General features: G+C 43.3%; 20 protein-coding genes and 1 pseudogene. 10 read left to right on the plus strand and 11 right to left on the minus strand.

Annotated features, from left to right (window positions below):
- Positions 1-266 precede the first annotated feature (266 nt).
- On the minus strand, positions 267-2015 hold the full coding sequence (locus IRJ18_RS19145) for a M61 family metallopeptidase (RefSeq protein ID WP_194107894.1): 1749 nt from the start codon (positions 2013-2015) through the stop codon (positions 267-269).
- 169 nt (positions 2016-2184) lie between these two features.
- Between IRJ18_RS19145 and IRJ18_RS19150 the strand changes: the two genes are divergently transcribed.
- Genes IRJ18_RS19150 through IRJ18_RS19165 form a run of 4 tightly spaced genes read left to right on the plus strand, consistent with a single transcriptional unit; the run spans position 2185 to position 5662 of the window.
- On the plus strand, positions 2185-3003 hold the full coding sequence (locus tag IRJ18_RS19150; protein WP_194107895.1) for an alpha/beta fold hydrolase: 819 nt from the start codon (positions 2185-2187) through the stop codon (positions 3001-3003).
- 59 nt (positions 3004-3062) lie between these two features.
- On the plus strand, positions 3063-3623 hold the full coding sequence (locus IRJ18_RS19155) for a lysophospholipid acyltransferase family protein (protein ID WP_194107896.1): 561 nt from the start codon (positions 3063-3065) through the stop codon (positions 3621-3623).
- A gap of 40 nt (positions 3624-3663) precedes the next feature.
- Positions 3664-4752: a glycosyltransferase gene (locus tag IRJ18_RS19160; RefSeq protein ID WP_194107897.1), complete on the plus strand. Its 1089-nt coding sequence runs from the start codon at positions 3664-3666 to the stop codon at positions 4750-4752.
- A gap of 58 nt (positions 4753-4810) precedes the next feature.
- Entirely contained in the window at positions 4811-5662 is an 852-nt protein-coding gene (locus IRJ18_RS19165; protein WP_194107898.1) for a 4-hydroxy-3-methylbut-2-enyl diphosphate reductase, read from the plus strand.
- A gap of 9 nt (positions 5663-5671) precedes the next feature.
- On the opposite strand, the gene IRJ18_RS19170 is transcribed toward IRJ18_RS19165, so the two are convergent.
- The 4 genes from IRJ18_RS19170 to IRJ18_RS19185 form a co-directional block, all read right to left on the minus strand.
- Positions 5672-5971 carry a response regulator receiver protein gene (locus IRJ18_RS19170; RefSeq protein WP_194107899.1) on the minus strand — a complete coding sequence of 100 codons (300 nt, stop codon included), beginning with the start codon at positions 5969-5971 and terminating at the stop codon, positions 5672-5674.
- On the minus strand, positions 5971-6693 hold the full coding sequence (locus tag IRJ18_RS19175) for a pirin family protein (RefSeq protein WP_194107900.1): 723 nt from the start codon (positions 6691-6693) through the stop codon (positions 5971-5973). The genes IRJ18_RS19170 and IRJ18_RS19175 overlap by 1 nt, the downstream gene beginning before the upstream one ends.
- A gap of 156 nt (positions 6694-6849) precedes the next feature.
- Positions 6850-7434, minus strand: a complete 585-nt coding sequence (locus IRJ18_RS19180) for a Crp/Fnr family transcriptional regulator (RefSeq protein WP_194107901.1) — start codon at positions 7432-7434, stop codon at positions 6850-6852.
- A 24-nt stretch (positions 7435-7458) separates the two neighbouring features.
- The gene (locus tag IRJ18_RS19185; RefSeq protein ID WP_194107902.1) at positions 7459-7950 is read right to left on the minus strand and encodes a GNAT family N-acetyltransferase; all 492 of its coding nucleotides are present in this window, start codon (positions 7948-7950) and stop codon (positions 7459-7461) included.
- Between the two features lie 135 nt (positions 7951-8085).
- On the opposite strand from IRJ18_RS19185, the gene hisS reads away from it, so the two are divergent.
- A complete protein-coding gene (gene hisS / locus IRJ18_RS19190) occupies positions 8086-9465 on the plus strand; it encodes a histidine--tRNA ligase (protein WP_194107903.1) in 1380 nt (459 codons plus the stop codon).
- Positions 9466-9510: 45 nt separating this feature from the next.
- Here hisS and apaG read toward each other — a convergent pair whose 3' ends face one another.
- Both apaG and dusB read right to left on the minus strand, forming a co-directional pair.
- Positions 9511-9897 carry a Co2+/Mg2+ efflux protein ApaG gene (gene apaG / locus IRJ18_RS19195; RefSeq protein ID WP_194108290.1) on the minus strand — a complete coding sequence of 129 codons (387 nt, stop codon included), beginning with the start codon at positions 9895-9897 and terminating at the stop codon, positions 9511-9513.
- 152 nt (positions 9898-10049) lie between these two features.
- Positions 10050-11042 carry a tRNA dihydrouridine synthase DusB gene (gene dusB, locus IRJ18_RS19200; RefSeq protein ID WP_194107904.1) on the minus strand — a complete coding sequence of 331 codons (993 nt, stop codon included), beginning with the start codon at positions 11040-11042 and terminating at the stop codon, positions 10050-10052.
- 43 nt (positions 11043-11085) lie between these two features.
- Here dusB and IRJ18_RS19205 point away from each other — a divergent pair, with 43 nt between their 5' ends.
- From IRJ18_RS19205 to IRJ18_RS19225, 5 genes and pseudogenes are all read left to right on the plus strand, one after another.
- Positions 11086-12036, plus strand: a complete 951-nt coding sequence (locus IRJ18_RS19205) for a CPBP family intramembrane glutamic endopeptidase (protein ID WP_194107905.1) — start codon at positions 11086-11088, stop codon at positions 12034-12036.
- Complete coding sequence (locus IRJ18_RS19210; protein WP_194107906.1) at positions 12017-12229, plus strand: putative signal transducing protein; 213 nt, start codon at positions 12017-12019, stop codon at positions 12227-12229. Before IRJ18_RS19205 ends, IRJ18_RS19210 begins: the two co-directional genes overlap by 20 nt.
- A gap of 20 nt (positions 12230-12249) precedes the next feature.
- A complete protein-coding gene (locus IRJ18_RS19215; RefSeq protein ID WP_194107907.1) occupies positions 12250-13053 on the plus strand; it encodes a phosphatidate cytidylyltransferase in 804 nt (267 codons plus the stop codon).
- A 537-nt stretch (positions 13054-13590) separates the two neighbouring features.
- A pseudogene (locus IRJ18_RS19220) lies at positions 13591-14244 on the plus strand (phosphatidylserine decarboxylase family protein); the annotation flags it as partial.
- 191 nt (positions 14245-14435) lie between these two features.
- Entirely contained in the window at positions 14436-14633 is a 198-nt protein-coding gene (locus IRJ18_RS19225; protein ID WP_194107908.1) for a hypothetical protein, read from the plus strand.
- A 267-nt stretch (positions 14634-14900) separates the two neighbouring features.
- Here the strand turns inward: IRJ18_RS19225 and IRJ18_RS19230 are convergent, their stop codons facing one another.
- From IRJ18_RS19230 to IRJ18_RS19245, 4 genes are all read right to left on the minus strand, one after another.
- Entirely contained in the window at positions 14901-16442 is a 1542-nt protein-coding gene (locus IRJ18_RS19230; RefSeq protein WP_194107909.1) for a DHA2 family efflux MFS transporter permease subunit, read from the minus strand.
- An 88-nt stretch (positions 16443-16530) separates the two neighbouring features.
- Positions 16531-17589, minus strand: a complete 1059-nt coding sequence (locus tag IRJ18_RS19235; RefSeq protein WP_194107910.1) for an HlyD family secretion protein — start codon at positions 17587-17589, stop codon at positions 16531-16533.
- 18 nt (positions 17590-17607) lie between these two features.
- Entirely contained in the window at positions 17608-18972 is a 1365-nt protein-coding gene (locus IRJ18_RS19240) for a TolC family protein (protein WP_194107911.1), read from the minus strand.
- A 2-nt stretch (positions 18973-18974) separates the two neighbouring features.
- Positions 18975-19601 carry a TetR/AcrR family transcriptional regulator gene (locus IRJ18_RS19245; RefSeq protein ID WP_194107912.1) on the minus strand — a complete coding sequence of 209 codons (627 nt, stop codon included), beginning with the start codon at positions 19599-19601 and terminating at the stop codon, positions 18975-18977.
- Between the last annotated feature and the right edge of the window lie 73 nt (positions 19602-19674).

Genomic DNA, 19674 nt, shown 5'->3' on the forward strand with positions numbered 1-19674 from the left:
CCATGTTCCTTCACTTCGTTCAATTGGCCTTAATCTCAAATTAAGGGAAGAATAAGCAAAAAAACAAAAGCCCCCTAAGCGCTCGCCGCCAGGGGACTTTCAACCTAAACCTTATCACAATTGGGTCAACAAGAAATTGACCCGTTATAATAAGCCGCCAAACTAATATTTTTTTATGAAAAAATAATGAATTTGACAGTTTTTATATGTGAAACAAAGTAATTATTAGAATATATTGATAAAACCGGCCTATTTATTATATATTATTATTGTTTTAACCATTTCTCGCGCACGGCTATTTGCTGCGCCGATGGATTTGAAATGCTTGCTATGCGATATTTTACTTGTTTGTTTTTAAGTAAAGTTACTGGTAGGGCTAACGGTAAACCATCACGGGTTACATTTACAATTACTTTATCGCCAATCTTTTTACCGGCAATAAAGGCGTTTACATCCATAACCTGTTGTCCGTCTATAGCGGTTATCTCATCATTTACGTTCAGTCCGTCAATCCATGCGCTGCTGTTTCTTATTACTGTAGTAATGATGACCTTATTATTGGTGACTGTTGTGGTGAGCCCTAATGCCGGCTGATTACTTTTAGCCAAATCGTCTATTAGCTCTAACCCAGCATAGCCCAGATATTTATTATAATCCACATCGGCCAAACCGTAAATATATTTTTCATAAAAATCATCCAGGTTTTTGCCAGCATACTTTTCCAACCCTTGCTTAAACTCTTCGTCGGTATATCCGCGTTTTTTTACTTTGTAATATTCGGTATACATGTATTTCATTACATCATCCAGCGAGTACCTGGTTTTGCTGTCCTGTATAATTTCCAGATCAAGCATCATTGCGGCTACCGAGCCTTTGCTATAGTAGGATACACCAGCGTTAACACTATTCTCGGTAGGGCGATAGTATTTTATCCAGGCATCAAAACTGGCTTCATACAAAGGTTGTATTTTATTACCTGGGGAATTCTCTATCAGGTTAATATCGGTACAAAGGGCGGCAAAATAGTTTTCGGTAGTGTACAGCCCTAAACGATGCACCACCATATTATCAAAATAATTGGTGAAGCCTTCGGCTATCCATAAGTCGGTTGTATAGTTTTCGGTTTCATAATCAAAGGGGCCAAGTGCTATAGGGCGCAGGCGCTTTACGTTCCACAGATGAAAATGCTCATGTGCAGCTAATCCTAAAAAGCGCTGATAGCCCGCTTCGGTATTATAAGTATCGCGTGGCAAACCTAACACAGTCGAGCTTAAATGCTCTAACCCACCACCACCTTTGGCATAATTATGCACAATGAACACGTAGCGTTTATTGGGGTTCTCACCAAAAATATCGGTTTCTTTTTCAACCAGCTTTTTCAGGTCCTTTTTAATACGTTCCTTATCATAATTGCCGCCCAGACACATAGCTACTTCGTATTTTACACCTGCAGCTTCAAAACCAAAAACATCCTGTGTACCAACCTCAATTGGCGAATCGTACAGGATATCATAATTAGGGGCATGTATAGTGAAGGGATCATTCCCTACCATATCTAAACTGGTTGAAACCTTATTCCAGTTTTTGTAAGGTTTGATATGTATGGTAGATGGGTTATCAAGCATCCCCGCGGGAAACAAAAACGTATTTGCCCCTACAATAAAGCCCTGGGCCGAGCTTACAAAATTATTACGCACCGATATTTCAAAACAATATAACCGGTATTTTACTTTCACTTGCTGCGCGCCTTCTAACATCACATGCCAGGTGTTTTTATTGATCTTCCGGGCCGATAGGTTTTTGCCGTTATGTTCTGCTGTTAACGACTCTAAGGTTTTGGCATATTCCCGAACCAGGTATGACCCTGGCGTCCAAACCGGCATTTTCAAATCGATGAACGGCTGGCTGATCCCGCTGATATTCATTTCCACATCCATATAATGTGCCTGCGCCTCGGGAAATGAAAGTGTGTAATTGATTTGCAGATTACCCGCGGCTTCGGTTGTATGGCTCATTATTAATAAGGTTAAACAAGTTGTAATAACTAACAAGTGTTTCTTCATGCCCGCAATTTATAAAAATATGGCCTTAAAAATCTAAGTATATATCGCGTTTTGGCGTTTTTGAACACGCACTTACCGGGAGGGTTTGGGCGAGGTAAAAATAATCATTAATATTGCCGGAATGGGATTTTTACAACTGCCGGGTTTAGGCAAAGTATACTTTCATGAATACGGTACCGGAAGCAAACCGATGCTGGCCTTTCATGGCTATGGCATGACCGGCAGGCAATTCAATGTACTGGAAAAATCAATACTTGGCAAATACCGCGTGCATGGGTTCGATCACTTTTTTCATGGCGATAGTGTATTGGATAATTGGGAGGAAAAAGAAATCGTATCGGGCATGCCGCGCGAAATGGTACGGCTTTATTTACAGGAGTGGTTTAAAATATATGGCGAGCAACGGATTTCATTAATGGCCTATTCCATAGGGGCCGATATTGCTTTGATATTGCTGGAAGAATTTCCCGAATGGATAGATGAGATTATATTAATGGCCCCCGACGGGATTGCTCCTTATAAAGGATTTGAGTTTTTACAACAACACACCATAGGGCGTCAACTATTTAAAAAAGTCACTAAAAACAACTGGATGGCACCCGCTATCGTCAAAAACCTGAAACGCTTTAAAGTGATAGATCACGATCTGTTTACGATTGCTTATAACGAAATAGACACCCCTAAAAAACGGCAGGATGTTTATTATACCCTTAACCTTATTAAACAATTAAAACCCAATACATCCAAATTAGTTGAAATACTGAATAAGGGGGCTATAAAAAGTTGGTTCTTTTTTGGTAAAGATGACTTGCTCTTCCCTAAAAAAATGGCCGAACCCTTCCTTAACCAATTGCAAAATGCCGAAATACATGAAGTACCGATGGGGCATTGGCTGGTTACGCCACAATTAGACGAATATCTGCTAAATTGCAATATATGATTCCGCATAAACGCAACGCCTGGGTACAGCATCTATTTCGCAGTTATGTATATTACCGCATGCGAAAAAGCTTTAATGTATTACGGTTTAACACGGTTAATATTAAACCCGGGCATTCGGTGCTACTGCTTTGCAATCATTTTAGCTGGTGGGATGGCTTTTTGTCGGACTGGATAACAACCCAAACCATACACCGCCGCTTTCATATTATGATGCAGCACGACCATTTGGAACAGCGTAAATGGTTACGCTATATGGGTGGCTTTTCTGTTAAGAAGAACGCCAAAGATGTGGTGCAATCGTTAAATTATACAGCGCAACTATTAAACAATCCTAATAACATGGTTACCGTTTTCCCCCAGGGCGAACTATTATCAAACCATGCCACCGATATTAATATTGAGCGGGGTATTGGCCACATTATAAAAAAAATTGAGGGCGACTGCCAGATAATTTACTATAGCGCCTTTATTGAATATTTTGAAAGTTTTAAACCATCGGTATACTTCCATTTGCTGGATTGCGGCACTAACAAGGATTTTGACCTGGAGCGTCTGCGTGCGCAGATCAGCACATTTCATCAACAGGCGTTAAAAGACCAGGTAAATGTAAAGCACTAACAGATATGATAACTATTTTAAACCTCAGCATGTAAATTAGGTGTTCATTGTACTGTCGGCCATATTCTTTTTTATTATCCTGCGCTTTGTAGTAAGCCTGTTTAATTTTTTGTCCGACCCCAAACTGCGCCGTGTGGTTAAGCCTTATCATCATTTGGTTTCCATTCTTATTCCGGCCAGAAATGAAGAAGCCAATATTATCCGGCTATTACAATCTATCCGGCAACAGGATTATCAGGATTATGAAGTAATTGTACTGGATGATAATTCAACTGACAACACCTATCATCTTTGCAGGGAATTCGCTGGTAACCACTCAAAGTTTAGCATAATTAGAGGCAACCCGCTGCCCCCCGACTGGTTGGGGAAAAACTACGCCTGTTTCCAATTAGCCAAACAAGCTAAAGGCAAGCTCCTGTTGTTTTTAGATGCCGACACCATTATTGAACCCGGGTTAATAAACAGTGCGCTTCACCGAATGTATGTAAAGAAACTGGGCTTGCTCAGCCTGTTCCCCAATCAGCAAATACAAAGGTTTGGCGAACACCTGGTTGTTCCATTAGTGCACTATATTTTATTAAACCTGTTGCCGTTGCAATTGGTTTACCTGCTCCGCAACCGTATGTTTTCTGCTGCCAGCGGGCAGTTTATGCTGTTCGACGCGGCAATTTATCACCAGCACCAATGGCACCACGAGGTGAGGCACAAAGTGGTAGAAGATGTAGAGATTATGCGTTTGGTTAAAAGCGCCGGTTATAATGCCGAAACTTTACTGGCTAATAATTTAATAAGCAGCCGTATGTATCATAGTTATAGGGAAGCCATTAATGGCTTCAGTAAAAACATATTGGCGGCGTTCAATTACAATGTGTTTTCCTTGCTAATTTTCCTGATCATTTTATTGGGCGGTCCGCTTATTGTTATAACTACGCTGAACCTTAATCTTATTGCCATGCTGTGCGGATTGATTGCCCTTAACCGGATAATGATCTCGCTGACTGCCGGGCAAAGCCCCTGGAAAAATGTTTTGCTGCATCCTGTCCAAATGTTAAGCCTGATGGTGATCGCTTTTTTAGCTATCCAACGTTATTTGACCAGGACTACCGTTTGGAAGGGAAGAAAGGTGTAGTTTGCCGTCGTGCCGTATTGCTGATTTTCCAAATATTTCTCCGTATTTTTGTACAGTTATGGGCGAGTACAATTTAAAGGTAACTATTGATGCCGATTCGGGCTTTTGCTTTGGCGTGGTTTACGCTATTGATATGGCCGAGGATATTCTGGCCGAAGATGGCTACCTATATTGCCTGGGCGATATTGTACACAACGACGAGGAAGTAGAACGCCTGAAAGCCAAAGGCCTGCGCATTATAGACCACAGTCAGCTAAACGGCTTGCATAATGAGAAGGTACTGATCCGGGCCCATGGCGAGGCGCCAGAAACTTACAAGCTGGCCATGGAGCATAATATTACGCTGATTGATGCTTCGTGCCCGGTAGTGTTGAAACTGCAAAACCGCATTAAAACATCGCACGACCAGGACGAGCAGATCGTGATTTTTGGTAAGCACGGACACGCCGAAGTGATAGGGTTGCAGGGGCAAACTAATGGTGAAGCTAAGGTTTTTCAGGACATTGCCGAACTGGATGCTTTAGACCTGCCGCAAAAGTTTACCTTATACAGCCAAACCACAAAAAGCACTGATAAATTTTACCAGATAAAAGACCAGCTAATTGCCAAGGGTTATGAAGTGAAAGCCAACGATACGATTTGCCGCCAGGTATCAAACCGGGATAAAGACCTTCCTGAATTTGCTGCTAAGTTTGATCAGATCATCTTCGTATCCGGCAAAAAATCATCCAACGGAAAGGTGCTTTACGAGGTTTGCAAAAAACATAACCCAAACACCCATTTTATTTCATCTGTGGATGAGTTGCATATAGAAATGTTTAAACCCGGCCAAACCATTGGCATTGCCGGCGCAACATCTACCCCCATGTGGCTTATGGAACTGGTGAAAGCCCAGTTGGAAAAATATTAAGACGAAGAATTAATTAAGCGCCTGATAAATCTCGCCGCTTAGCAACCCGCTGCCACCGCCATAATGACGGATAATTTTCACCGCCGGGTTTATAGCTAAACAAGCAGGCCTTAACCTATCTTCCGATACCTCATCCATCCCACTACCCAGTAACACAATATCAAATGATTTCTCGTTAAAATAGGCCAGTGCCTGTTGTTCGTTATCCGCACCGGTGGCGTTCCACCCGGGGTTATTATCGATTAGCCGCAGCAAAGTCTGCAAAATCCCCGGGTGGCTGCATACCGCCAGTATTTCTACCTTTTTCATTAATATTTAAATTCCATCGGTACTTCCATCAGTAAAAATTCCGCATCGGTTTCAGCAGTGATATTGAAGTTATCTACATCCCAAATACCGTAACCATCTCGGGTGTTCAGCAACTGGTCGTTCACTTTCACATCACCTTTTAAAACAAATATATATACGCCGTTGCCCTTGGCTTTCAGGTTGTATTCGGTGCTTACACCTTTATCAAAATTACCCATATGGAACCAAGCGTTTTGATATATCCATACCCCTGCATCATCTGCATTGGGCGATAATATTTGCTGCAATTGATTATGGCGATCGGCCGGGTTAAGCGTAACCTGATCATACCGTGGTTCAACATTGCGCTTGTTAGGGAATACCCATATCTGCAAAAACTTCACCGCCTGGTTAGTGTCCTTATTGTATTCGCTATGGTAAATACCCGTACCAGCACTCATTACCTGTATATCACCATGTTTAATTACGGCGGTATTGCCCATGCTGTCTTTATGCTCCAGGTCGCCTTCCAACGGGATAGAAATAATTTCCATATTATCGTGCGGGTGTTTGCCAAAGCCACCGCCGCCTAAAACTATATCGTCGTTTAAAACGCGTAGTGCGCCAAAGTGTATCCTTTCGGGATTATAGTAATTGGCAAAGCTGAATGATTGATGGCTTTTAAGCCAGCCATGATCTGCGAACCCGCGTGTATCGGCTTTATGTAATACTGTGTTAGCCATGATTGATTTTCTCCTTTTTTATTTTGTTAATACAAATTTACGGTGCCAACAAGTCGAGAATTCATGATGTAGATCAAGAAAAGAGGAGAGATGTAGGAATCAGGATTCATTGCCAATTGCTGCAGTTATCGTTCGAAACAACTAATCACTAATCAACTAACCTCTATTCACTGCCGCCGCCCTTGCCCGGCTTAAAAACTCGGGACTAACGCCAATATAGGCCGCGATCTGTTTTTGGGGCAGATGGTTGATGAGTGTTGGGTATCGGTTGCAGAATATTTTATAGCGCTCTTCGCCGGTCAAACTTAGGCGGTCTATCAGGCGTTGCTGGTTAGCTACTAACGATTTTTCGGCCAGGATACGGAAGAAGCGCTCGAATTTAGGAACTTCCGCGTACAGCCTTTCCTGGTTTGTTTTAGATAATAGCAGCATTTCGGTTTCCTCCAGCGCCTCAATATTCAGCACACCGGGTTGCTGACTAATCAGGCTATACATATCGGCCATCCACCAATCAGCAGGGGCAAAACTTAGCACGTGCTCTGTGCCATTCTTATCAATGCTATACCCGCGCAGGCAGCCCGATAGCACAAAGGCCGAATGTTTGCAAATCTCGCCCTGATGCAGTAAGCATTCTTTTTTCTTCAGCTTTTTGGCGTGAAGGAATGAGGTAAATATCTCTTTTTCAGTTTCGGTTAGGTGGATATGCTTGCAAACATTGTTTAAAATCAGACTGGGATCCATGGTTGAAAATATTTCTGCTAATGGTTACATTTTAAAAAACACCAACTCCTCGTTACTCCGCACAATGTTACCCTGTTTAACCAATCCCGCTTTTTCCAATACTACTTGCGACGCTATATTTCCGGGGGTAGTGACGGCCACAATGTTCCTTACGCCCTGGCTATTGGCATAAGCTATTAACGCTTTGGTTAATTCGGTAGCTATGCCTTGCCCCCAGTATTTTACGTGCAGGCAATAACCTACTTCCAGTTTATCCGGTTCGTTTTCGTAAGTGCGCAACAGGCCCATACCAGTAAAGTCGCCGTCGGCTTTATTTATAACAGCCCATTTGCTAAAAATGGCCCCATCAATATCCTCTTTCAAGGTGTCTAAAAATATTTTTCGGTTTTCCTCAACTGTGCGCTTAGGCAAATGCTTATTCACGCGTTCATCACTGAAGAGTGCAAGATAGGCCTCTTCCTCATCGGGGCGAAAGGTGCGGATAATTAACCGCGGGGTCTCCGTAATAATGGGCATAACCAAATATAAAAATTTGAATTTTAAACCCAATTATAATATCTACTTGTTTCACCCCGTAACATGTGGGCCAAAATAAATTTGATATCTATATGATCGGGGTGTCGGTTAATTAGCTTTTTGTACCTTTGCCGCATGGCATCCATCAAACCATCTGTCCCCAAAGGTACCCGCGATTTTTCGCCGGCCGAAATGGCTAAGCGTAACTTTATTTTCGATACCATTAAAACCGTTTTTCGTAAATATGGCTATCAGCAAATCGAAACGCCATCGATGGAGAACTCGAATACCTTGTTGGGTAAATATGGGGACGAGGGAGATAAGCTGATATTTAAAATATTGAATTCCGGCGATTATCTTTCTAAAGTAAATCCTGAAAAACTCACAACCCACAACTCGCAACTTATAGCCGGTGATATTTCCGAAAAAGCCCTTCGTTACGATCTTACCGTTCCCTTTGCACGTTATGTAGTAATGCATCAAAATGATATTACTTTCCCGTTCAAACGGTTCCAGGTGCAGCCTGTTTGGCGTGCCGACAGGCCACAAAAGGGGCGTTACCGCGAGTTTTATCAGTGCGATGCCGATGTGGTGGGTTCAAATTCGTTATTGAATGAAGCCGAATTTGTGCTGATATATGATGAAGCATTGAGCAAGCTGGGACTAAAAGATTTCACTATTAAAATAAACAACCGTAAAATATTATCGGGCATAGCCGAATTGATCAATAAGGCCGACCAGATAGTAGATATGACTGTGGCTATTGATAAACTGGATAAAATAGGCCTGGAGGGGGTAACCAAGGAACTATTGGAGCGGGGCTTTACGGAAGAAAATATTGAACAGATAAAACCCATCATTTTATTGGAGGGCAGTAACGACGAAAAACTGTTAAGCCTGCGTACTGTACTGGCAACCTCAGCTATTGGCCTAAAAGGCTGCGATGAGTTAGACGCAGTATTCCATTACCTGGAAAGTTTTATCATGCAAAACGGCAAAGTAGAACTGGACATTACCCTGGCCCGCGGACTAAACTATTACACTGGCGCTATCTTCGAGGTGAAAACCAATGAGGTGCAGATGGGAAGTATTGGCGGCGGTGGCCGTTACGACGACCTGACCGGCATGTTTGGCCTTAAAGACCTGACCGGTGTGGGTATTTCCTTTGGTGCCGACCGTATTTATGATGTGCTGGAAGAGTTGAACCTATTCCCTGAAGCAACAAGTCAAACAACCCAGATATTAATTTGTCCTTTTGATGCGGAATGCGAAGCGTATGCTTTGCCGTTATTACAGCAACTTCGCAACAAAGACATTAACACCGAGCTTTATCCCGCTGGTGCCAAAATCAAAAAACAGCTGGATTATGCCAATGCGAAGGCTGTACCAACCGTCATCATTATTGGTGGCGATGAAATGGCTACAGGCTTGCTAACTGTAAAGAACATGGTATTGGGTACGCAGGAAAAGCTTACGATTGAGAATGTTTTAGACGGGGTTATACAGGGGAGTTAAAGCCCTTTTTAGAAAAATCTGCGGAATCGGACTGAATCGGCCGCCTTAATTCATTTTATAGGAAGCCACCAGGTAAAACTCCGGGATGGTAACATTAAAAAGAGTGCCATCCAACAGGCGAACCATCTGATATTCACCTTTCATACTGCCCATATCGGTTTTTAAGTTACAGCCGGATATATATTCGTGGGAGTGGCCTGGTTCAATCACCGGCTGCACGCCTACTACGCCTTCGCCTTCAACTTCGCGGTGGGTGCTGTTGCTATCAAAAATATGCCAGTGACGGCGTAAAAGCTGAACGGCATGGTCGCCTACGTTCTCAATATTAATACGATAGGCAAACATAAAATGCTCATTAGCGGGATTAGAATACTCAGGCTGATACTGGGTTTCTACCGTTATTTTTACACCATCAGTAATTGCTGTTATCATTTCACTTAAACCTCTTTTTTTCAAATATATAAATTGGTTGACAAAAACCAAGCCATTTATAAAATAGTTGATTTTTTTAACATTTGTATACAGATGTGTGGTAACTCTTTGGGGTGCGATTGACACGCTATCGCCTGCCATGACATAAGCGGTTAAGCCATTGCTTCACTGTAATGATCGGCCACCTCGTCCAGCAGCGCGTTCACATCCTCAATGGTTAATGCCGATACCAGTTTCATGCGGAATTCTTTAAAGTGATCGACACCTTTAAAGTAGTTGCTATAATGCCGTCTCATTTCAAAAATACCCGTTTTCGGGCCTTTCCATTGTACCGATTTTTCCAGGTGCGCGCGGCAAACATCTACCCGTTCGGCTATAGTTGGGGGCGCTAATTGCTCTCCTGTTTTAAAGTAGTGTTTTATCTCACGAAATATCCAGGGGTAACCAATAGCGGCACGGCCTATCATCATCCCATCCACCTCATATTCCATGCGCCAGGCAGCGGCCTTTTGTGGGCTGTCAATATCGCCATTGCCAAAGATGGGTATTTGAATACGCGGATTTTTGCGGATCTCCCTGATCAAACGCCAGTCGGCTTCGCCTTTGTACATCTGCGCACGGGTGCGGCCGTGGATTGTTAAGGCTTTAATCCCCACATCCTGTAGGCGTTCGGCTACTTCATAAACGTTCTTGGTATTGTCGTCCCAGCCTAAACGGGTTTTAACGGTAACCGGCAGGTGTGTGGCTTTCACCACAGCGCTGGTCATGGCTACCATTTTATCAATGTCCTGCAGCAAACTCGCGCCCGCACCACGACAGGCTACCTGTTTAACCGGGCAACCATAATTAATATCCATCAGGTCGGGTTTGGCCAGGGTAGCTATTTCGGTTGCTTCACGCATGTGGTCGATATCGCTGCCGAATATCTGGATGCCTATAGGGCGCTCATATTCAAAAATGTCCAGTTTCTGACGGCTTTTGGCTGCATCACGGATAAGGCCCTCGCTGCTTATAAATTCGGTATACATCATATCGGCGCCGTTCTGTTTGCACACGTAACGGAAGGGCGGATCGCTCACATCTTCCATTGGCGCTAACAGCAGCGGAAAATCACCTAAATCAATATTTCCTATTTGTACAGACATCCTTATCTTTAAGCCTGCAAAAATACTAATTAAAAAGCAAAATATGACCGACTCTGTCCAGACGCATACCCCCCGCTGGTTACAATTAATATACCTGGTACTTATTGCTTTTGGCTGTGCCATAATAGGTTTGGCCGTAAGTTTAGGTATTGTCGCCCTTATTTATGGCAAAGGGATGGCTCTGGCTGTAGCCACCATGAACAACACCGGTGTACCCGGTTTTATGGGCGCTTTCCGCATTTTTATGGGTTTAGGTAATACTTTGTTTACGTTTTTTGTGGCCGCATTGTTATATGCCTATTTTGTGGTAGGCGACCCTCGGGGCTATTTGCGTACGCGTACCTATTACCCGCCGGTGCTGCTATTGGTGGCTGTAATGCTAATGGTTTTCTTTTTGCCGGTGATAGATATTACCTCGTATTTTAACCAAAAAATGACATTGCTGCCCGCTTTTCCTGGTCTGGATAAATGGATCCACGATAGCGAAAAGCAAAACGAGGCTATTGTGAAAATGGTATTGAATATGCCTGGTATCGGCGATCTGCTTATCAGCATATTCATCGTAGGATTCCTTCCGGCACTATCCGAGGAGTTTTTTTTCCGGGGATGTATGCAATCCACCTTTATACGCTGGACTAAAAACACCCATGCCGCCGTGTGGATCACCGCATTTATTTTCAGCTTTATCCATTTTGAATTTTTAGGCTTTGTGCCCCGCTTTTTGCTGGGCGCGGCATTAGGGTACCTGTTTGCCTGGAGTGGCAGTATCTGGCCGTCGGTGCTGGTGCACTTTTTAAATAATTCAATCTCGGTTGTAGGTTATTATTTATATCAGCATCAACTGGTAAAGCTGGACCCGGACAGTAATACACCCATGTTTAGCCAGTATTGGATCTATGCCATATGCCTGGTGATGACGATATTACTTATGCTGCTTTTCCGTAAAATAACTATAGATAAACAATTGCTGGCCGATGGAGAAGAACTGGATTAAGATATTTACATCGGAGAATTATTACCGCGCCGAAATGGTGAAGCAAGTGTTAACCGAGCACGATATAGCCAGCGTAGTGATGAACAAGCGCGACTCATCGCACCAAACTTTTGGCCATATTGATGTTTATATACACCAGGACAACTTTAGCCAGGCCATTGAAATAATGATACTGAACGAGATCAATGATTAATTGATCTGCTTAACTTAACTATGAAAACACGTACCATAACCGGGATATTTTTTATTATAGTGATGCTGGCATCGCTGCTGACCGGGCATTATCCTTTCGGGATATTTTACCTGCTATTGGCTTTGTTTTGCCAGTTTGAATTTTATGGGCTCATCAAGCAAAGCGGCTATCAGCCTAATTATGCGGCTGGCTTAGTAAATGGCGCGTTGATATACACTTCGTTCGCCTATATTACCTACAGTCATATTATTCAGCCTATCTTATTTATCGTGCCGGTTACCCTGAGCGCTATTTTTATACAGGAACTATTCAAAAAATCGGCTACGCCTTTTCAAAATATCGCTTTTACTTTCTTAGGGCTGTTGTTCACTATCATGCCGTTCACGTTTTTTCACGCCATGGCTTATGTGCGGGGCGATTTTAACTTTCACCTGCCGCTGGGCTTCTTCGTAATGTTATGGTCTAACGATACCGGGGCCTATTTAACCGGTCGCGCGTTTGGGCGGACCAAGCTGTTCGAACGCCATTCGCCTAAAAAAACGTGGGAAGGTTTTATTGGCGGTATGGTGATAGCCGGTATAGCGGGCTATATTTTAAGCATTTACTACACCGAGCTTGAGTGGAAACAATGGGTATCTATCGCGATATTGATAGCCTGCTTCGGAACTTTAGGCGACTTGGTGGAATCGATGTTCAAACGCAGCATCAATGTAAAGGATTCAGGCGGGATATTGCCCGGCCATGGTGGCCTGCTGGACAGGTTTGACGGCCTGCTAATTGCGGCCCCGATTGTATACTGCTACTTGTACTTCATTAACTATTAACGAGACGGTACCAGTAGTGCTATTTCCTTAGATTACCTGTGGTGCTGCACCCGTGTAATGTACAATCTTATCATCTGTACTCCCCGATTTGCAAATTATTCGACTTTCCAATTGCATCGCATTAAAAAAAACAGATTGAACAGCAAATAACCGATGTACTGTCTCCATATTTATGCAGAGCTAACGCCGCCGATCTGGTAAAAAATTGGTCTATTCCTGTTTAAATTGGGGCATCAGGTATCTTTTAATGGGTTACTGATTTTAAAAGAACTTACTACAATATACCGAATTTCAGCGCGAATAAAAAGCGAATTTTTTGAATAATTTGGAATAAATTAACAGCCCTTCCGAATAATTATAAATAATAATGAATAATTTTAGATAATTACTTTTTGTACAGATGCTACAATAATCGAAGGTATTATGCCTTCATCATCCAGGCATCACATGCGCCCCTGCAAAGCAATTGCTTTTAATACGGGTATTACTAATACATTACAAATTAGTAGCTTTGCATAAAGATTAAAAAAACGTTACATGACTTTTCATAAAGAAGGCTATACTTCCATGGCGCTGTGCATACTGTTCATTTTTGTGCTAAATGCGCTGGTGCAATTTTATTTTCCCGAGGCGCACTTGTTAAAATGGATCATTTATATCCTGTCATTCCTGCTGTTTGTAATTATCCTGCAGTTTTTCCGCAGCCCTAAATTTGAGCTGACCACCGACGAAACCAGCGTGATATGCCCTGCTGATGGTAAAGTAGTAGTAATTGAAGAAGCCGATGAAACCGAGTATTTAAAAGACCGCCGTATCCAGTTATCGGTATTTATGTCGCCCGTAAATGTGCACGTAAACCGTAACCCTGTAGCGGGCGTGGTAAAATATTTTAAATATCACCCCGGCAAGTATTTGGTAGCCTGGCACCCAAAATCATCAACCGAGAACGAGCGTACCACCATTGTAACCGAGAATAGCGCCGGTGTACAGGTGTTGTTCCGCCAGATAGCCGGCGCACTGGCCCGCCGTATTGTATGGTATGTAAAAGAAGGCGATGTGGTTGAGCAAGGCCAGCAATTTGGTTTTATTAAATTTGGTTCACGGGTTGACCTTTTCCTGCCATTGGGTTCAACCATTAAAGTTGGTTTGAACGAGGTTGTGAAAGGTGGCCGTACCATTTTAGCAGAATTGCCGCCTTTAACCGAAGCACAACAGCACATAGTAGAAGAGCATGCGAACGACGCGAAACCGGTACATAGTGACGAGCAGGTAGAGACCCTGGTGATAGAACACCCAGAAGCGGAAAAGAAACCAGTTGCCAAAGCTCCTGTTAAAAAATCAGCGCCCAAAGCAGCTGCAACAAAAGCAAAACCAAAAAAACCATGAGAAAAATAACATTCACCTTGCTGGTAGTATTATCTATAACCAGCATCAGCAGCTTTGCCACAGATAAGGACAAATGCAAAAAAAACGAGAAAAAGTGTACAATGGGCGGCGGCTCGTGCTGCAAAAAAAGCACAACCAAAGCGGCTATGCTAAAAACTAAACCGGCAGCTAAAGCCGAGGTTAAGAAGGCTTAATTCGCCCCGGGTAAAATATCCCGCAATAAATTTTAGATTATTAATTAATTTTTTTATTTTAGTAGAATGATTAAATACCCTCCCGGCTACATTTTTAATCGTTAGCGTTAAAAATTAATGGCCGGTAGAGGCAGAATTTAATTGTTGATTTTTGGGAAAAAGCCGTTCCGCTTAACAGCAGAACGGTTTTCTTTTTTTAGGCCTCACTTATAATTAATGTCATTTCTCACTACGTTTCGAAATGACATGCTGGTGAATGGACATATATTAATGCGCATCCGCCGCTGCTTTTAGCTTTTTAAATGGCTGCAGGTATAATAAGGGTATGGAACAAAGCATTACAATGCCCGATATCCAGTAAGCATCATCGTAGGTTAACAGTAACGATTGCCTTATCACCATGCCTTCAATGGCTTTATAGGCCATCACGGTGGCGTCTGTCAGCGATTTACCTTTGGCCATAAACCCATGCAGCAAAGTGTTGAAACGATCGTTAAACAGTGGGTTATACTGGTTTATATTCGTCAGCAAATTACTGCGGTGAAAGCCCTGACGGGTATGTATAATTGTGGTTAGTACGGCTATCCCAAACGAACCACCTAATTGACGGCCCATATTGTTTAAGCCCGACCCCTGGCCTAATTCGGGCCCTTTCAGGTCGGCCATGGCTAATGTGGTTAAAGGCACAAATAACAGCGCCATCCCAACACCGCGTATTAACAATGGTATCAATACATCCTTTTCGCCGGTGGCCAGCGTACTGTGGCTCAGCATATTGGTGAACAAAAAGAAAAGAAACATGCCCGCGGTAGCCATAAATTGCGCCGGTATGCCTTTGTTCAGCATCTTACCAATAAAAGGCATCATCATAATGGTACATAAGCCCCCGGGGAACAATAATTCGCCTGTTTGCTGCGCCGAAAAGCCCAGCAGGTTCTGGCAAAATACCGGGAAAACAAACACCGATCCATATAGCCCAAAACCCAATATAAAGGAGGTGAACATCCCCACCGAAAAACTTCGGTGCCGGAGGATGCTGAAATTCACAATCGGGTGGTCCGTACTCAGTTCCCTCCAAATGAACAGGATGGTACCCAGCACCGCGGCTATGGTTAATACTAAAATATAAGTTTTGGCAAACCAGTCTTCGCTCTCGCCTTTTTCAAGCACGGTTTGCAAACTACCCACGGCTATAGCCAGCAGCGCAATACCCCACCAGTCTACCGGTTTTTTCTCATCCTTGGGTGTTTCCCTTATAAATGTATAGGTACAAAAGGCCGCGAGTGTCCCTACCGGGATATTTACATAAAATATCCATGGCCAGGCATAATGGTCGGTTATCCAGCCACCAATGGTTGGGCCTACTGTGGGGCCCACCACCGCGCCCAGGCCAAATAATGCCGTAGCCGTACCAATTTGTTCGCGCGGCCAGGTTTCCAAAAGGATAGCCTGCGCGGTAGATATTAAACCACCTCCGGCAAAACCCTGTATAACGCGGAAGAGGATCAATTCGGTCATACTGTGGGCGTTACCGCATAAGAACGATACAATGGTAAAAACGATAATGGATGTTAGGAAATAGTTTTTCCGCCCGAAACGGGCACCCAGCCAGCCCGACATTGGCAAAACAATAACATTCGCTACGGCATAGCCGGTAACTACCCAGGCCACATCCTCGAGGGTTGCGCCCAGGTTACCCTGAATTTGTGGTAGCGAAACGTTTACAATAGTGGTATCTATCAGCTCCAGTAACGAAGCCACGATCACCGTAATGGTGATGATCCACTTTTTAAAGCCAGTTTCAGCCATAATTTTGTTTTAATATTTATTAGTCCAAAGTCTGGGGCCTAAAGTTTATAATGACTTAAAACTTTAGACTCAGCACTCACGACTTAAATCAGTCTTTATAGATCACAGAAACTTTAACGCTCATGCCCGGACGCAATTTTTCCATCACATCTTTAGCAGCGTTAATTTTTATTTTTACCGGCACACGTTGTACCACCTTTACAAAGTTACCGGTAGCATTATCCGGCGGCAGTAACGAGAATTTGGCGCCTGTAGCGGGCGAGAAGTTGTATACTGTCCCTTCAACTTTCAAATCAGGGTAAGCATCTACCTCTACCTCTACTTTTTCACCGTTACGCAGGTTCTCTAACTGTGTTTCCTTAAAGTTGGCGGTAATGTATATGCTATTATCGTTCACTATAGAAAACAGGGTTTGTCCCGCCTGCACTAACTGACCAACCTGTATGGCTTTTTTGGAAGTAATGCCACTGGCCGGTGCTTTAATAGTGGTATAACTTAATTGCAGTTTGGCGTAATCAATATCAACCTGCCTTTGGGTTACACCCGTATTAATTACGGTCATTTGGCTGCGGGTGGCGCCAATTTGCTCAACCGAAGCTTTATACTGGTCTTGTGCGGCCTTGTAAGTAGCTTCGGCTACATCGCGGTCGGCTTTGGCCTGATCAAACTGTTGTTGGGTTATGCTTCCGTCTTTTACCAGGTTGGCATAACGGGCATAATCTTTATTGGCTTTCTCTAACCGTGCCTGTGCCGATAATGCCTGCGCCCGAGCGCTTGCCGAATTGGCTGTTTGCGATAACACCTGCGCCTGGTTAACGCCGGTGCTTGAGCCAGCGCCCTGTTTGGCGGCAATGGCCTGTTCCAGTTTCACTTTGTAATCACGGTCATCTATCTTCACCAATACCTGGCCTTTGGTTACATGCTGATTTTCCTCGAAGAAAATGCTATCCACATAGCCGCCAACACGTGCCACAACCGGGCTGATATCGCCGTCAATTTGTGCATCGTCGGTGTCCTCGTGCTTGCTGTAGTATATATATTCTTTTATCCCGAATATGATGCCCCCTAACAGTACCAGGCCCAAAATGATCGGGATCACCTTGTTTTTCTTTTTAGGTTCCTGCGGGGTAGTTTGTTCTTTTGCCATTGTAATTCTGAGTTTGTATTATTTTATAAGTTTTCCGGTTGATTTTAATAATGTATAGTAAGCTAAACCCGCATCGGCCCTAGCCAATTCAAGGTTTATTTGTGCCTGATAAAGCAGGGTTTCCGCGTCGGCGCGGTCGGTAGCCGAAGCCACGTTGCTTTGATATTTCGATTCCAGTATCTTGTTGTTCTCTCCTGCTTGCGCGATGCTGGTTTGCAGCAAGTTTATTTTGTTCACCGCCATCATATAGTTTTGATAGTTGCGGTTCACTTCATTTTTAATGTTATCTAAAGCAATGTCCTTACCAATTACGGTTTGATCGCGCTCTATCCGTGCCTCGGCTACTTTATTCTTGTTTGTCCAAAGCGAGCCGAAGTTCCACGATAGGGTTAAACCCGCGGTTATTGGGGTAATAAACTTGCCGCTTTGCGGGATAGGGTTGCCCGATACATCAACATAATACCCGCCCAAACTGGCAGCCAGCGTTGGCGATTGGTTTGCACGGATAGATTTGATATTGGTTTCGGCAGCTTGTGTACGCAAGTCGAACTGTTTAAATTCCTGGCGGTTGGCCATGGCGGTATCAATATAAGTTGATAGCGGCGCTAAGGGCTTATTTGCTTCAGTAATTTGTGCAATGTTTAGCTGGGTGGTTTCGGGCAGGCCCAGTAATACATCAAGGTTATAGTTAATGATCTTACGGTTACTTTCCAGGTCAATCCCGTTCAATTCTATGTTAGACCGTTGCAGTTGAAAACGCAATACATCGTTCTTGGTAACCAAACCCTGTTCAAAAAAGCGGTTTGCCTGCTTAATCTGCGCATCTATAGTTTTCAGATTAGCTTCAACAACCTTTTTGCTTTGCAGCACTTTGTATAAACCATAATATGCGTTTATTACATCGTAACTTATTTCATCTTTATCCTTGTCGGCATCCAGTTTGGCAACTTGCACCAGCAAATCGGTACTTTCGCGGGCATACCTTAGGCGGTTACCGGCCCAAATAGTTTCGTTAACCGATGCAATACCTAAGTAAGCATTGGCTGATGACGGCAGATGTATCGGGTCGCCAGCGCCAAAATCAAGTGTGTGCGCTGGTATTTGTGCCCGGTTATACGCAAAACTGGCATTCCCTGTTGGCAGGGCCCTGTCTTTTGCCTGGTTATATTCCGACACTGCCTGGTCAATTTTAGACTGCGACATTTTTAACGTTTTGCTGTTTTGCAAGCCAAGTTTAATGGCCTCATCCAGCGTAATTGTGCGGTCCTGCGCGTTAGCTACTAATGTTAAAATAATCAGCATCATCGCTATCATTGCCGCAATAATCCCCGTCGCCTTTAAAAAGCGAAGGAGCTTATGGAGTGCATTTGTTTGTGTATTCATGTTTATTTGAGTAGGTAGCATTTTAATAAGTTTTTCATATAAGATTTCATCCTGGGCTTAAATTGCTCCAGCACTTTATCATCCTGTATGTCACACCCCAACAGGGCCGATGTCATTAGCGGCATATTTACTATATAGTTTTTGGTGCCATATAAGGTAGCCACCACCATATCAGCATCTATGTCAGACTTAAACTCGCCCTTATCAACTCCATCCTGCAACATCTTGCGAAGCCCAAGTGCATTTTGCATCAATATATTCCGCACGTTTTCGGCAAGTTCGGTACGGCGGTTCATGCCCATTTCCTGGTACAGCAATTTTTGGAAACAGTTATTAGTAACTATCTTTTCGCTGTAGATATCAATATACTCCGATACCTTTTCCCATTGCGAAAGCGTATTATCTGTAGCTATGTTTTGCAATGCCTCTTTGTGGCTGCTTATTTTACGGTTAATCACCGCCAGGAACAAACCTTCTTTAGAGCCGAAGTAATAATTAAGCATAGCCATGTTTACACCCGCCTCGCCCGATATCATCCGGGTAGAAGCGCCGTCGAACCCGTGATCTGAAAATACCCTTTCGGCTACATCCAGTATGTGGTCCTTTTTGTCTATTTTATCCTTGTCCATATTCTTTTTAACGGCACAAAATTAATCAAACGATTGATTAATATATTAACTCTCTGTCATGTTTATGTAAACA

The sequence above is a fragment of the Mucilaginibacter boryungensis genome, from assembly GCF_015221995.1.
Taxonomy (GTDB): domain Bacteria; phylum Bacteroidota; class Bacteroidia; order Sphingobacteriales; family Sphingobacteriaceae; genus Mucilaginibacter; species Mucilaginibacter boryungensis.

Excerpts from the sequence above, each read along its gene's own strand:
- IRJ18_RS19145 (WP_194107894.1), bottom strand. The coding sequence starts at position 2,015 with ATGAGCCATACAACCGAAGCCGCGGGTAATCTGCAAATCAATTACACA.
- IRJ18_RS19150 (WP_194107895.1), top strand. The coding sequence starts at position 2,185 with ATGGGATTTTTACAACTGCCGGGTTTAGGCAAAGTATACTTTCATGAA.
- IRJ18_RS19155 (WP_194107896.1), top strand. The coding sequence starts at position 3,063 with ATGCGAAAAAGCTTTAATGTATTACGGTTTAACACGGTTAATATTAAA.
- IRJ18_RS19165 (WP_194107898.1), top strand. The coding sequence starts at position 4,811 with ATGGGCGAGTACAATTTAAAGGTAACTATTGATGCCGATTCGGGCTTT.
- IRJ18_RS19170 (WP_194107899.1), bottom strand. The coding sequence starts at position 5,971 with ATGAAAAAGGTAGAAATACTGGCGGTATGCAGCCACCCGGGGATTTTG.
- IRJ18_RS19175 (WP_194107900.1), bottom strand. The coding sequence starts at position 6,693 with ATGGCTAACACAGTATTACATAAAGCCGATACACGCGGGTTCGCAGAT.
- IRJ18_RS19180 (WP_194107901.1), bottom strand. The coding sequence starts at position 7,434 with ATGGATCCCAGTCTGATTTTAAACAATGTTTGCAAGCATATCCACCTA.
- IRJ18_RS19185 (WP_194107902.1), bottom strand. The coding sequence starts at position 7,950 with ATGCCCATTATTACGGAGACCCCGCGGTTAATTATCCGCACCTTTCGC.
- hisS (WP_194107903.1), top strand. The coding sequence starts at position 8,086 with ATGGCATCCATCAAACCATCTGTCCCCAAAGGTACCCGCGATTTTTCG.
- apaG (WP_194108290.1), bottom strand. The coding sequence starts at position 9,897 with ATGATAACAGCAATTACTGATGGTGTAAAAATAACGGTAGAAACCCAG.
- dusB (WP_194107904.1), bottom strand. The coding sequence starts at position 11,042 with ATGTCTGTACAAATAGGAAATATTGATTTAGGTGATTTTCCGCTGCTG.
- IRJ18_RS19205 (WP_194107905.1), top strand. The coding sequence starts at position 11,086 with ATGACCGACTCTGTCCAGACGCATACCCCCCGCTGGTTACAATTAATA.
- IRJ18_RS19210 (WP_194107906.1), top strand. The coding sequence starts at position 12,017 with ATGGAGAAGAACTGGATTAAGATATTTACATCGGAGAATTATTACCGC.
- IRJ18_RS19215 (WP_194107907.1), top strand. The coding sequence starts at position 12,250 with ATGAAAACACGTACCATAACCGGGATATTTTTTATTATAGTGATGCTG.
- IRJ18_RS19225 (WP_194107908.1), top strand. The coding sequence starts at position 14,436 with ATGAGAAAAATAACATTCACCTTGCTGGTAGTATTATCTATAACCAGC.
- IRJ18_RS19230 (WP_194107909.1), bottom strand. The coding sequence starts at position 16,442 with ATGGCTGAAACTGGCTTTAAAAAGTGGATCATCACCATTACGGTGATC.
- IRJ18_RS19235 (WP_194107910.1), bottom strand. The coding sequence starts at position 17,589 with ATGGCAAAAGAACAAACTACCCCGCAGGAACCTAAAAAGAAAAACAAG.
- IRJ18_RS19240 (WP_194107911.1), bottom strand. The coding sequence starts at position 18,972 with ATGAATACACAAACAAATGCACTCCATAAGCTCCTTCGCTTTTTAAAG.
- IRJ18_RS19245 (WP_194107912.1), bottom strand. The coding sequence starts at position 19,601 with ATGGACAAGGATAAAATAGACAAAAAGGACCACATACTGGATGTAGCC.